This window comes from Streptomyces sp. NPDC001980 (assembly GCF_040296885.1).
In the GTDB taxonomy this organism is placed as follows: Bacteria; Actinomycetota; Actinomycetes; order Streptomycetales; family Streptomycetaceae; genus Streptomyces.
The window spans coordinates 311152-324941 of the sequence record NZ_JBEOYD010000006.1 but is presented as its reverse complement, the minus strand read 5'-3'; the positions used below and the strand labels follow the sequence as shown (position 1 = coordinate 324941).

Annotated in this window: 9 protein-coding genes and 4 tRNA genes; 4 read left to right on the top strand and 9 right to left on the bottom strand. The window is 70.6% G+C overall.

Going from position 1 to position 13790, the window contains the following annotated elements; translation table 11 throughout:
• Positions 1–116 precede the first annotated feature (116 nt).
• The 8 genes from ABT137_RS12330 to ABT137_RS12295 all read right to left on the bottom strand — a co-directional run bounded on the left by ABT137_RS12330 (position 117) and on the right by ABT137_RS12295 (position 10946).
• Positions 117–800, bottom strand: a complete 684-nt coding sequence (locus ABT137_RS12330) for a LuxR C-terminal-related transcriptional regulator (RefSeq protein WP_351706533.1) — start codon at positions 798–800, stop codon at positions 117–119.
• Positions 791–2395: a sensor histidine kinase gene (locus ABT137_RS12325; protein ID WP_351706530.1), complete on the bottom strand. Its 1605-nt coding sequence runs from the start codon at positions 2393–2395 to the stop codon at positions 791–793. The genes ABT137_RS12330 and ABT137_RS12325 overlap by 10 nt, the downstream gene beginning before the upstream one ends.
• Positions 2396–3087: 692 nt before the next feature.
• Positions 3088–3160 (bottom strand) — tRNA-Lys (locus ABT137_RS12320).
• 109 nt (positions 3161–3269) lie between these two features.
• Entirely contained in the window at positions 3270–4796 is a 1527-nt protein-coding gene (locus ABT137_RS12315; protein WP_351706527.1) for an amino acid permease, read from the bottom strand.
• Positions 4797–4897: 101 nt separating this feature from the next.
• Positions 4898–7021, bottom strand: coding sequence for an FG-GAP repeat domain-containing protein (locus ABT137_RS12310; RefSeq protein WP_351706525.1), 2124 nt, complete (start codon positions 7019–7021; stop codon positions 4898–4900).
• Between the two features lie 178 nt (positions 7022–7199).
• Entirely contained in the window at positions 7200–9416 is a 2217-nt protein-coding gene (locus ABT137_RS12305; RefSeq protein WP_351706522.1) for a DEAD/DEAH box helicase, read from the bottom strand.
• Positions 9417–9981: 565 nt separating this feature from the next.
• Complete coding sequence (locus tag ABT137_RS12300; RefSeq protein WP_351706519.1) at positions 9982–10506, bottom strand: hypothetical protein; 525 nt, start codon at positions 10504–10506, stop codon at positions 9982–9984.
• Between the two features lie 86 nt (positions 10507–10592).
• Entirely contained in the window at positions 10593–10946 is a 354-nt protein-coding gene (locus ABT137_RS12295) for a metallopeptidase family protein (RefSeq protein WP_218162377.1), read from the bottom strand.
• Positions 10947–11052: 106 nt separating this feature from the next.
• Between ABT137_RS12295 and ABT137_RS12290 the strand changes: the two genes are divergently transcribed.
• From ABT137_RS12290 to ABT137_RS12275, 4 genes are all read left to right on the top strand, one after another.
• Entirely contained in the window at positions 11053–12732 is a 1680-nt protein-coding gene (locus ABT137_RS12290) for a metallophosphoesterase (protein WP_351706516.1), read from the top strand.
• 81 nt (positions 12733–12813) lie between these two features.
• Positions 12814–12886 (top strand) — tRNA-Glu (locus tag ABT137_RS12285).
• Positions 12887–12923: 37 nt separating this feature from the next.
• Positions 12924–12998 (top strand) — tRNA-Asp (locus ABT137_RS12280).
• 24 nt (positions 12999–13022) lie between these two features.
• Positions 13023–13096 (top strand) — tRNA-Phe (locus ABT137_RS12275).
• 52 nt (positions 13097–13148) lie between these two features.
• On the opposite strand, the gene ABT137_RS12270 is transcribed toward ABT137_RS12275, so the two are convergent.
• Positions 13149–13631: a PH domain-containing protein gene (locus ABT137_RS12270; protein WP_351706513.1), complete on the bottom strand. Its 483-nt coding sequence runs from the start codon at positions 13629–13631 to the stop codon at positions 13149–13151.
• Positions 13632–13790: the final 159 nt, after the last annotated feature.

The following is a 13790-nucleotide window of genomic DNA, read 5'->3' as shown; positions in this document are numbered from 1 at the left end:
TTCTTGGTTCATGAACGAGGTCGTCACGGACCCTCCCTGGGTTTCTGGGCAGCACTGAGCTGCGTCCGGCGCTTGGGCCGTCGGCCCAGCCCGGCAACGTTTCGGTCTTGATCAGTTCACTGGCTTGGTGGAATGCGGCCTTCACCTGGCGCGGACATGAGGTAGGCGAGCACGGCCAGCACGCGACGGTTGTCGTCGTCGGAGGGTGCGAGTTCCAGCTTGGTGAAGATGCTGGTGCTGTGCTTGGACACGGCCTTCTCGCTGATGAAGAGGCGGTTCGCGATGGCGCTGTTGGAGCGTCCCTCGGTCATGAGCTCCAGCACCTGGCGTTCCCGCTCGGTAAGCCTGGAGAGGGGTTCGGGTTCGCCGCGGCTGCGGCGGCCGAGCAGCTTGGTGACCACTTCGGGGTCCATGACCGTGCCGCCCGCGGCGACCGTACGGATCACGTCGACGAACTGGTCGTCGCTGAACACCCGGTGCTTGAGCAGGTAGCCGACCCCTCCGGCCCGGTCGGCGAGCAGCTCCTGGGCGTAGATCTGCTCGACGTACTGCGAGAGCAGCAGGATCGGCAGCCCGGGTATCCGTTCCCGGGCGGTCAGCGCCGCACGGAGGCCGTCGTCGGTGTGGGTGGGCGGCAACCTGATGTCCACAATCGCGAGGTCCGGCCGGAACTCGAGCAGCGCGTCGAGCAGGCCCGGCGCGCTGTCGGTGGCCGCCACGATCTCGAACCCACGTGCCTTGAGGAGCCTGACCAGCCCCTCCCGGAGCAGGAAGAGATCTTCCGCGACGACTACGCGCACGGCACCTCCATGACCACGATCGTCGGCCCGCCGGGCGGGCTGCTGACCGCCAGGATGCCGTCGAAGGCCGCCAGCCGTCGCTCCACCCCGGCCAGCCCGGTGCCCCGGGCGGGATCCGCTCCGCCCACTCCGTCGTCGACCACCTCGATGCGCAGCAGTCCGTCCGTCCGGGCCATGCGGATCCGGAGGCCGTGTGCCGAGGCGTGCCGGACGGCGTTGGTGACCACCTCGGCGACGGCGAAGTAGCAGGCCGACTCCAACGGGGCGGCGAGCCGTTCGGGCAGATCGATCTCGGTCTCACACGGCAGCGGCAGGTCCAGTGCGAGCGCCCGGACCGCCTCCCCCAGGCCCCGGTCGGCCAGCATCGGCGGGTGCATCCCTCTGATCAGGCCGCGCAGTTCCTCCAGTGCCGCCGCCGAGGCGACGCGGGCCTCCACGACGAGTGCGGCGGCCTCGTGCGGATCGCTGTGGATCATCTCCTCCGCGACCCGGAGGTTCATCCCGATGGTGACCAGCCGTCCCTGTGCGCCGTCGTGCAGGTCCCGCTCGATCCTGCGCAGCTCCGCGGCCGCGGAACTGACCGCGTCGGCCCGCGTCTCGGTCAGCTCCCGCACCCGCCGGGTCAGCGCCGGGTCCGGCCCCCGGCCGAGCAGCCGACCGGCATCCGCCAGCACGGTCCTCGGCAGCAGCCACAGCCCGAAGGCCAGCAGTGCCGCCCCCTGGATGCCGCCGAGGACCGACGCATGGTGAGCCACCATCTCAAAGGGGCCGGACGGCGCCGGCATGCGTGGGGAGCCGAACTTCCGCACCTCCACCAGGTGTTGCCCGAACCCGCTCTGGGCGACGTCGTACGCCCCGATCCCCACCAGCCCCAGGGCCGCCAGGTCCGCCGCTGCCCTCGGCCACCGCACCAGCCCGGCCACGACGGCCGCCAGCAGCGCCAGCCCGGCCAGGTAACTCATCACGGCCGGCCAGATCCCGGTGCCCAGCGACACGGGCTGCCACAGATCGAGGCCGAGCAGGTCGCCGGTCATCACCACAACGGCGGGCAGCAGCAGGGCCCAACGCGCGGACCTGAGCGCATCGGCTCCGGCCAGGCGCTCGGGCCTGCCGTTCGCCGGCCGACGCAGAGCCGCACCGGCGAAGGCGGCAAGCACCGGGATGCTCACACAGCCCACCAGGACATTCAGGGGTGTCAGGCCGTAGGCAACAGAGGAACGCGAGAGCGCATGCGTGAGCCAGTACGTCCATTCCAGCAGTTCGCCGGTCACCGCTGCGACCACGGGCAGTACCCACCGCCTGGGCACGCGCGCCGAGGGGAGCAGCGTGGTGGCCAGCAGACCGGCCGTCAGCAGCGCCGCCGCGAGCAGCCCGTCGGGGTGGAGATCCGGCACAGTGACGATGTAGCCACCCGTTCCGGCGGTGTTGTGCAGCGCGAGCAGCAGAGCCGGCACACTGCCGTACGCGGCCGTACCCAGCAGTCCCGCCACGATCGGCCAGCCGATCCGCCCAGCCGGTCGCACGGTACGCACCGGCCGGTCCCGCGCCTGCTCCGCCCTGAAGGCCAGCACGGCGCAGACCGCGGTCAATGCCACGAGCACGCCCTCCGGCCAGGGCCCCCCGTCCACCGGAAACGGCCACATATCCGCCCCCCGTCTCGTCTTCCAGGCCACGCGCTGTGACCTGGAGATCATGCTGCTGCGAGGGGACCGGCAAGCGCCATGGGCCGAAACCTACTTCCGAGGTAGGCAAACACCTACCCCGGCAGAGCGCCCGGCCGCCAGGGCGTGTCACGTCCCACCCGAGCACCTCTCGATCGGATGGGCCCTGCGAAGTGCCTCGCGGAACATCCCTGATCGGCTGGCTTGCCGCGGCATGGGAACAGATCACCGAGGAGCAGGCGCGCGACGCCGTCAGGTGGGTCTCCGACAGCTTGGGAATCACGCACGATGACCTCGTCCAAGCGGCAGGGTTCATCGGCCATCCGGACGCGCCGAATCTGACACTCAACGAGGCGATCGAGCACTATGGGGGGCCGACCCGATCAAGTCCACCCTGTACATGGTGACGCTCTGCGGCGGCCTGGTGGCGACGGCCGGCGACGGCGATCCTGATTGGCTCAAGCAGTTCGATCTGACGGCATGAGCAAGCCGGGGGCTCTGCAGGCTGAGCGCCCCCGGCACATCCGCTCACGCAAGGGCCCGAAAACGAGTCAGCGCCCGAGCCGACCGAAGTCGACCCGGGCGCTGCACAGCAGGTCAGAGGTCAAACCCCCGACCACCACCGGTAGGCCGTGTGGGACTCGAACCCACAACCAATGGATTAAAAGTCCACTGCTCTGCCAATTGAGCTAACGGCCCAGGCGATGTTGCCTCCCCGAGCATAGCCGGACGGAGGCGTCTCGCCGATCGGGTATCGGGGTCGTGGCCGCGTCGCGTGGCGGAAGTGGGACGGACGTGGTCCGGTGGGTCAGAGATCGACCAGTTTGGCGGGGTCCTCCGCACGCGCTCTGTCGGGGTTGAGGAACCAGTGGCGGGCCGAGGCCTGCCACCAGACCGCGGCAAAGCCGAGGACGGCCAGGACGGCGACCGGGGCGTAGTTGAAGGACTTCCAGGTGACCGGGGAGACCTGCGGGAGCATGAAGAGGACGGTGATGACCACTACCCACGTCACCGAGATCACGCCGATGACGATCGACCAGCGGCCCAGATGCCAGGGGCCTCGCTCGAACGCGTCGCCCTTCCGCACCCGCAGCAGTGTCGGGATGACGTAGGCCACGTACAGGCCGATCACCGCGATCGACGTCACGGCGGCGTAGGCCGCGTAGTTGATCAGGTACGGGAGGCCCAGGGCGAGGGCGCCGAGGGCCGCCAGCCAGACCGCGGCCACGGGGGTGCGGGTGCGCGGGCTGACCGTGTGCCAGACACGGGAGAACGGCAGCGCCCCGTCGCGCGAAAAGGCGTAGATCATGCGGCTGTTGGCCGTCACCGACGCCATCCCGCAGAAGAGCTGGGCGCCGATCACGACGAGCAGGAGGAGCTTGCCGGTGGTGGCGCCGAGCGCGTCCAGGAGGATCTGGGCCGGGGGTACGCCCGTCGGCGAGGCCAGCTCGTCGCCGTACGACTGGATCGCGAAGGTGAAGCCCAGGAGGAGGACGAAGCCGGCTATCCAGGACGTCCAGATCGAGCGGACGATGCCCTTCGGGCCCGCTGTCGCCGCGTCGTGCGTCTCCTCGGTCATGTGCGCCGAGGCGTCGTAGCCCGTGAAGGTGTACTGGGCCATCAGGAGGCCGATGAGGACCACGTAGGGCCCGCTGCTCCAGCCGGTCTGGTTCACGAACTTCGTGAAGACGAAGGACGCCGACTGGTGGTGGTCGGGGACGAAGGTCAGCGCGCCGACGATGACCGCGACGCCCAGGACGTGCCACCACACGCTCACGCTGTTGAGCAGAGCGACGATGCGGACGCCGAACGTGTTGAGGAGGCCGTGCAGGACGAGGATCCCCGCGAACAGGAGGATCGTCCGGCCCGGGGTGACCTTGAAGTCGAACTGCAGGTTCAGGTACGCGCCCAGGAAGGACGCGGCGCCGAAGTCGATGCCCGCCGTCACCGCCACCTGGCCGAGCACGTTGAACCAGCCCGTGAACCACGCCCAGGCGGCCGCGCTGCGCGGCGGGGCCAGGCGGTGGGCCCAGAAGTAGAGGCCGGCCGAGGTCGGGTAGGCCGAGCAGATCTCGGCCATCGAGAGGCCGACGAAGAGGGTCATCAGGCCTACGGCCACCCAGCCCCAGGTGATCACGGCCGGACCGCCGGTGATCATGCCGAAGAGGTAGAGGGTGAGACAGCCGGAGAGGACCGAGATGATCGTGAAGGAGACCGCGTAGTTCGAGAAGGCCGACATACGGCGGGCCAGGACCTGGGTGTAGCCGAGCTGGGCGAGCCGTTCCTCGTCGGAGAGTGCGCCGGAGGGCGACTTGGCCGTCGCGTCATCTGTCATGCCCCCAGCGATTCCCTCACCGGGGGCGTGACATGCGTCACAGCTTGGCCGAAAACAGGCTGGAACGGCCCTGAAACAGACCTCAGAAGCCTGAACAGGCCTTAGAAGAGCGCCTTGTAGCCCTGCCAGCCCGTCGCGATCCTCACGCGCGCCGCGAACGATCCCTTGCCCGTACCCGTCTGCCGGTACAGGTTGCCCGCGGTGTCGCGCATCAGCAGGTCGTTCTTGCCGTCCCCGGTGATGTCGCCGACGCCCACGACCGCGTTGTACGAGGCGTTCCAGTGCGCGGCGACCTTCACCCGCTCCTTCACCTGGCCCGTCCCGGTGCCGTCGTAGCGCCACAGCGTCCCGGCCTTGTCGACCGCGAGCACGTCCCCGAAACCGTCGCCGTTCAGGTCTCCGGCACCGACGATCTTCGTGTACGCCGACCACGTGCGGATCTTGACCCCGGCCTTCAGCCTGCCGGTGCCGTCGTCGGCGAACAGGTAGACGTCCCCGGTGGAAGCCTTGCGGGCCAGCAGGTCGGTGCGGCCGTCGCCGGTGAGGTCGCCGGGGGCGGTGAGGACGTTGTACCCGTTCCAGCCGGTGCCGAGGGAGACGTGCTTGTCGGACGGCTTGTACGAACCGCCGCACTTGCCGGTGTACCGGCGCAGCTCCCCGTTCGGCATCCGCACCAGCATCTCGGCGCACCGGTCGCCGGTCATGTCCCCGAAGGGCACGGCGACCGTGCCCGCCGCCCAGCCGAAGGCGGCCCACTTGCCGCTGAACCTGCCGTCGCCCGTGGTGGAGTGCAGGGTGAGGCCGCCGGAGGAGCTGAGGGTGGCCAGGTCGCCGTAGCTGTACCCGCTCTGGTCGTGGAAGCCCTGCGTGCCGCCGGTGTAGCCGAACTTCCCGCCCGTCGTGTACGTGCCCGAGCCCTCGACGGCGGTGGCGGTCAGCGTCCAGGTCTTCGGACCGTTGAGCGGATAGCCGCCCGCGTCGTTCGTGCCGTCCCAGCCGATGTCGACCGACGTACCGCTGCCCTTGATGGTGCGGTCGACGTGCCCGTGGGTGTCCTTCACGGTGAAGGTCCACTTGGCGGGCTTGCTGAGCTGCCAGACGCTGCCCCAGATGGTGTTGCCGGTGGCGCCTTCCCGGGCGTCCTCGTCCCAGTCGGCCACCTCCGACTCGATCGCCGTCAGGGGCTGCGTCGGCACCCCGCTCGGCACGATCCGGATCCGGATCTCGGGGTCGACGTAGGCGATGTCGCCGCCGAACTTGTCCACGGACCAGGTCAGCCGCCGCTGGTCGGCGGTCTGCCCGGCGGGCAGGTCGGCGATCGCGCGCGCCGCGGCCGCCGTCCCGGTGTGGAAGTCCGTCAGCATGAGCTTGCCGGCGGTCCGGTCGTGCTGGACGAGGTAGCCGTCGCCGACCAGCGCCGGGCCGGAGGGCACCTTGATGTTCTTCTTCGCCGTCCGGTCGTACACGCCCGCGGCGCCCGTCGGGCCGCAGTTCCAGTAGATCCAGCGGCCGACGACCTCCAGCTCCTTGACCGTGCAGGGCGCACCGGTGGAGACGGTCGCAACCGTCTTCTTCGCCTTCAGGTCGTATCCGGTGACGACGCCGTTGCCGGTGCCCGGCGTCCACAGCGTCGAACCCCACACGGAGGCGGCGGTGATGGACCGGGTCAGCCGGACGTTCTGGGTCTGGTACGCGGGCACCGCGTCGACGTACTGCTTGCCGGTGGAGGACGCCTGGTAGACGTAGAAGCGGCCGGTGGCGTCGACGAAACGGCCGCCGGTGACGACCGGATCGGGCCCGCCGTCCATGCTGTCGTCGGTCAGGTAGATCTGGGCCGTCTGCTTGCCGGTGCCGTCGTCCATGAAGTCGCCGACGTAGGTGTTGCCGAAGGTGCGCAGCGGCACACAGCCCGGCGCGCCCTGGTCGCAGGGCACCCGCTGGACATGGTTGCCGACCGCGTCCGTGCCGGCGAATCCCCGGGTCGTCCTCTCCAGCACCGTGGTGCCGTCGGCCGAGATCTGCCGGCCGATCACCCACTGGTCGCCGTTCGGCGCGTTCTCCGCGGTGGCCAGGAAGCCGCCCGCGTAGTCGATACCCCAGACGCCGCCCGTCGTGATCGGCGTCGGGGTGGTGTCCGCGGCGGCCGTGCCCGCGGTGGTCAGCGAACCGGCGCCGAGGGCGGCCAGTCCGACGAGCGTGAGTGCGATCCGGGCATGCCGGCTCAAGGAACCCCCCAGGAAGTCAAAAGTCAAAGGATGTTAACAACCGGCACACAGGCATCAACAGTGAATTGACCGTGAACAGGGGGTAGTTGGCGGGGTCCGTCCGTACCGTCCCGGTCCGGAACGCGGAAGGGCCCGTACGACAGGTCGTCGTACGGGCCCTTCGTCACCTCACTCGGTGTCAGCCGTTGCGCTTCCAGCGCGGCTTGTCGTCGCGGCGGCCGAAGGAGCCGGTGGAGCCGGAGGAGCCGGAGGAGCCGGAGGACGAGCCGCGGTGGTCGTCACGACGGCCGAACGGGCGGTCGTGGCCGCTGTGGCCACCGCTGCGGAAGCCCGGGCGGTCGTCGCGGCGGTCGCGGTTGAACGGGCGGTCGCTGCCACGGTGACCGGACGGACGGTCGTCCCGGCGGAAGCCACCGGACGGACGCTCGTCACGGCGCTCGAAGGAGCGGCCGCCACGGTCGTCACGGTCCCGGTCGAAGGAACGGCCATCGCGGTCGTCACGGCGGAACCCGCCACGGTCGTCACGGCGCTCGTCACGGCGGTCGTCGCGGCGGAAGCCACCGGACGGACGCTCGTCACGACGGTCGAAGGAACGGGCACCGCGGTCATCACGGCGGTCGTCGCGGCGGAAGCCGCCCGACGGACGCTCGTCACGACGGTCGAAGGAACGGGCACCGCGGTCATCACGGCGGTCGTCGCGGCGGAAGCCGCCCGACGGACGGTCATCGCGGCGGAAACCACCACGGTCACCACCGTCACGGCGGTCGTCCCGGCGGAAGCCGCCCGACGGACGGTCGTCACGGCGGTCACGGCGCTCGTAGTTGCCCCGCTCGTCACGCTGCTGACGCGGACGCTCGTACGAGGCGGACTCCTGACGGTCCTGCGCCTCGGCGACCGGCTGCTCCGCCACCACGGCCTCGGCCTCGGCCACGGCGGCGGCCTCGGCCACCGCCGCCTCCGGGTCCTCGCCGCGCTCGCGGGCGACCCGGGCGACCAGGCGGTCGGCCTCGTCGCGCAGTTCGGCGGCCCGGCGCTGCGCCCGCTCCAGCTCCTTGGTGAGCTGGGCGACCTCGCGCTCGGCCTGCTGCGCCGCGTTGGCCGCGGACTCGGACTGGACCTCGGTCATCGAACGGGCGCCGGTGATGTCGGCGACCTCGGGCTCGAAGGCCGTACCGGAGTTGATGATGTGACGCCCGGCGTCGACGCCCGCGTCCTCCATGAGGCGGAAGATCTGGCGGCGCTGGTGCGGCAGCGAGAGGGAGACGACCGTGCCGGTGCGGCCCGCGCGGGCGGTACGGCCGGCCCGGTGCAGGTAGTCCTTGTGGTCGCCGGCCGGGTCGACGTTGAGGACCAGGTCGATGCCGTCGACGTGGATACCGCGGGCCGCGACGTCGGTGGCGACCAGGACGTTGACGTAGCCGTCCTTGAAGTCCGCCAGGGTCCGGGTGCGGGCGCCCTGGGTCATGCCGCCGTGCAGCGCGTCGGCCTTCACCCCGGCGTCGCGCAGCTGCTCGGCGACGCGGTCGGCGCCCAGCTGGGTGCGGACGAAGATGATCGTGCGGCCCTTGCGGGAGGCGATGGCCGCGGTGACCGGCGCCTTGTCCTTGGGCTTCACGATGAGGATGTGGTGGGACATGGTCGTGACCGCGCCCTGGGCCGCGTCCACCTCGTGGGAGACGGGGTTGTTCAGGTAGCGCCCGACGAGGGTCTGGATCTCGTTCTCCATGGTGGCGGAGAAGAGCATGCGCTGGCCGCCGGCCGGGACCTGGTCGAGCAGCTCGGTGACCTCGGGCAGGAAGCCCAGGTCGGACATCTGGTCGGCCTCGTCGAGGACGGCGATCTGCACGTCCTCGAGGGAGCAGGCGCCGCGGTTGATGATGTCGCGCAGGCGGCCCGGGGTGGCGACGAGGATGTCGACGCCGCGCTCCAGGGCGTAGATCTGGTTGCCCATGGACGTACCGCCGCAGACGACCTTCATCTTCAGGCCGAGGACGTCACCGTAGGGCTGGAGCGCGTCGGCGACCTGCATCGCCAGCTCGCGCGTCGGGGTGAGGATGACGGCACGCGGCCGCTTCTTCTCGGTGCGGCCGCCGGCCAGCGTGGCCAGGGTGGGCAGACCGAAGGAGAGGGTCTTGCCCGAGCCGGTGCGGCCACGGCCGAGGATGTCCTTGCCGAGCAGGGCGTCCGGGATGGTCGCGGCCTGGATCGGGAAGGGGGTCGTCACGCCGTTCTGCGCGAGCTTGCGCACGACGCCCTCGGGGAGGCCGAGGTCGGCGAAGGTGGTCTGGGGGGTGGTGTCGGTGGTGTCAGCGGTCTCTTCGGAGACCTGGGTCACCAGTTCGTCGTCCTGGATGTTCTCGGGCACGACGATCTGATCATTACTGGACACGGACATGCGAATGCGAAACCTTCCGGAGTCTCTTCGGCACGCGCCCGTCAACTCCGTGATTCGCTCACGACCGCCTCAATGCGGTCCGCCACGGCAAGGGAGAGTACGCGCCACACGGCGCGCTCTGCGGTGGCGCCGGGCAAATGGGATCAAACGATCTACCACCATACGCACCCAACACCCACGAAGGCAAACCGAGCCACAACCTCGCAGCTCACAGCAGGTTCACCACAACCCCATCGACGCTCACGCCAATCCATCGACGCACAGATCCCACACAGATCACGTACACCGGATCAGACAGACCGGACGCGCAGCCCTACAGACCCCCCAACACCCGACCCCACCCATCTTCTTCCCCGCCCGACATCGCCTTCCCCGACCGCCCTGAATTCGCCCGCCGACCGGACTCGTCCACCACCTGAGACTCTCGTCCTCCGCCCGGGACTCCCGCCCGCCGCCCGAAAGTTTTTTCCCACCGCAGCGGCGCCCAGCCCCCACGGCGCGTCCCGGCGGTGCCGAAACCCCCGGCACCCCTACACCGGCGTCCAGCCGTCAGCACCGGCACCCTCTACGCCGGCGTCCCCGCCGCCGGTGCCGGCTCCCGCTGCACCAGCTGCGTCCCCGTGTCCTCGTGCGCCGACGAGGACGGCTCGGCCGACGGCGGGTCCGTCGCCGGGGGCGGCGGGGTGGGGGAATCCGGCGGCGGGGTGGGCGAGGCCGCCGGCGGCACTGGCGTCGTCGGGGCCCCCGTCGGACCGGCCGGCACCCCCGGCAGCACGCTCCCGCCCGGCTTCGCCGGTACGGCAGGCGCCGCGCTCGACCCCTTCGCCGGCTTCGCGGACGCCGACGCCGACTCCCCCGGCTTCGCCTTCTCCCCGTGCCCGCGCTTCCCGTCGGCCACCGCACCGCCGTACCCGGCGCCGCCGTCGCCGGACACCCCGGATCCGCCGTCGACCACGTCACCGTCCCGGTGCCCCGCCGAGTGCGACGGCTTGGCCTTGCCCGCGTCGTCCCCCACGTTCACGCAGCCGGCGGCGGCCGCGACCGCCATCACCGTGACGGCCAGACGGACGGGTACGTACAAGGGGCGCACGGCGGCCACCTCCGGAGGCGGAGAAAGGAGTCAACCTGCCCAACTCCCGCCGCCCACAAGAGGACACGCAACCGGCACGGCACCCGTCAGCCGTACCCCAGCGCGTGCAGCCGCGCGTCGTCGATGCCGAAGTGGTGGGCGATCTCGTGCACCACCGTCACCTCGGTCTCCGCGACGACCTCCTCGCGCGACGCGCACATCCGCAGCGTCGGCCCGCGGTAGACGGTGATCCGGTCCGGCAGCACGCCCGCGTACCACTCCCCGCGGTCGGTGAGCGGAGTCCCCTCGTAGAGCCCGAGCAGCTCGGGGTCCGACGGATCGTCGGGCTCGTCCTCGACGAACACCGCCACGTTGTCCATCAGCCGGGTCAGCTCCGGCGGGATCCGGTCGAGCGCCTCGGCGACCAGTTCCTCGAACTCCTCGCGCGTCATCTCCAGCACAGGCCCATTGTCCGGTACGGAACGCCCGTACGAGAGTCGTGAACCCCCGGACATGCATGCCACGGGCCCCCGCATATCAGCCCCCAAGCCTGGGCATACGGCACCAATGGCCCGCGTCCGCACCCGAACCCGAGCCCAGTCCCGAACCCGAGCCCAGGCCGAGACCCGAACCAGAGCCCGGGGCGGAGACCGGACCGGGGACCGAACCGGAGCCCGAACCCGTCTCCGGGCGCTCGCAGGCCGGGCCGGAGTCCGGGCCGGAGTCCGGACCCCCTTGCCCGTCCTGGAACTGGCCCCCGAAGCACACCGGCCGCCCGCCTGGAGCCGCGTCCTCGGTCTGGCCGCCGTCGTCCTCGTCGGCGCCTGGCTCGGCCTGCTGATCGTCGGGAACGTCCGCGCCCAGGTCGGCCCGATGGACACGACGATGACGCTGCGCCCGTCCCTCACCGGCGGCACCAAGATCAACGTCTCCCCGCTGGGCGCCCTCTACCTGGACACCCACGCCGGCCCCGTCCGCCTCGACGTCAACGTCGACCAGCTCGACCCGGTCCGCGCCCAGGCGCTGGTGGACCACCCCGAGCGCCTCTCCGGACTCCAGGACGAGGTCGCCCACGACGTCGAGCACGGCACCCTCGACCTGGCCGTACGCTCCTGCGTGGCCGTCGTCGCCGGCGCCACCGCCCTCGGCCTCGCGGTCTACCGCCGCCCGCGCCGCGCCCTGACCGCCGGCGGCCTCGCCCTCGCCCTGCTCGCCTCGTCCGGCGCGACCGCGTTCGCCACCTGGAACCCCGAGTCGGTCCTGGAGCCGAGGTTCTCCGGCCTGCTCTCCTCCGCCCCGGCACTGGTCGGCAACGCGCGCAGCATCGTCACCGAATTCGACGTCTACCAGAAGGAACTGGCCCGCCTGGTGACGAACGTGACAAAGCTGTACGACGTCACGTCCACGCTCCCCGCCTACTCCCCGGACCCGGCCACCCTCCGCGTCCTGCACGTCTCCGACATCCACCTGAACCCGGCGAGCTGGAAGATCATCGCCTCGCTGGTGGAGCAGTACAAGGTGAACGTGATCGTCGACTCCGGCGACACCATGGACCACGGCACCGCGGCCGAGAACGGCTTCCTGGACCCCATCGCCGACCTGGGCGTGCCGTACATCTGGGTCCGGGGCAACCACGACTCCCGCACCACCCAGCGCCACCTCTCCCGCATGAAGAACGTGCACGTCCTGGACGACGGCCGCGCCGAGACGATCGCGGGGCTGCGCTTCGCGGGGATCGGCGACCCCCAGTTCACCCCCGACCGCTCCTCCGTCCCCGGCGGCGACGCGGCCGAGGAGCTGGCCGGGGACCGCCTCGCCACGGCTCTGCGGGAGCAGCGGGCGGCGGACACTCCGGTGGACGTCGCGATCGTCCACGAGCCGTCGGCGGCCCGGATGACGGACGGCGAGGTGCCCCTGGTCCTGGCGGGCCACCTCCACCACGAGCAGACGGAGCTTCTCGCGCACGGCACCCGGCTCCGCGTGGAGGGCTCCACGGGCGGCAGCGGGCTGCGGGCCGTCGAGGGCAGGTACCCGGACCCGATCGAGGCCTCGATCCTCTACTTCGACCGGGACAGCCACCGGCTCCAGGCCTGGGACGAGATCAAACTGGGCGGCCTGGGCGAGACGACGGCCGAGGTCAGCCGTCACCTCCCGGAAGACAACCAACCGGGCGCGACCCCGTCGCCCTCGCAGAGCCCGTCACCCTCAGGAGGCACGACCAGCACACCCTCGTCCTCGGCGCCGTAAACCGTTTTGGCGATACTCCCCGCCATCCCATATGCTTCTCACGTCCCCGACGCGCTGACGAAGCGCCCAGGCGGGCCGATAGCCCTCATCGTCTAGCGGCCTAGGACGCCGCCCTTTCAAGGCGGTAGCACGGGTTCGAATCCCGTTGGGGGCACGCAAGATCGTGTGCAACACTGTTGCACGCACAGCTTGGTCCTGTGGAGCAGCTTGGAGTGCTCGCCACCCTGTCAAGGTGGAGGCCGCGGGTTCAAATCCCGTCAGGACCGCTGGGGTTTCACGTGAAACCTCGTGGCTGGGTAGCTCAGTTGGTACGAGCGATCGCCTGAAAAGCGATAGGTCGCCGGTTCGACCCCGGCCCCAGCCACAACAGACAGCCCCTCCGGAATTCCGGAGGGGCTGTTCTCATGCCTCGCCTCTCATACCTCGCCCGCCCCGCCGTGCTTCTTCCACTCCCGGCGCATCAGCTCCAGCTTGTCGTAGAAATCGGGATCCTCGGCGATGGTCCCGGAGGTGAAGGGAATGGGCAGCAGGAACGACTTACCGTCGGTCCGGGTGACTCCGATCTGGGTGATGCTCCCGTTGCGCCCACGGCCCGAGAGCTCGTGGATACTCTCGATGTCTCTCCAGGCCACGCGTCGGCGCCCGGTCATCCCGCGGGTGCGCAGGCCCTCCGCGCCGATGCGCGTCCAGCCCGTCGGCATCCCCGCCAGTGGAACGAACAGCACGGTCGGTATCAGCCCGAACATGAGCCACAGACCCACGGCGGAGCCGGTCTGGCCGTCAGCCAGGTACCTGGCGGCACGCACGCTCACCGCCCCGGCCCAGACCGCCATCCCCAACGCGGACGCCCACATCGCCAAGCGCTGTCTGCGCGTGTACCGAAAGACCGTCTCATTCATCCGCGCAGTCTGACAGCGGCCCGCCAACCCACTCCGCCGGGCCGCGTTTTGAGCAAGACCAGGGCGGAGTATGGCGTTCCTTTGGAGTCGGACTGCGATCATGACGACTGCATGACAACGCTGAGCCGACCTGCCTCCTCCGGCGTTCTCGTGACCGCA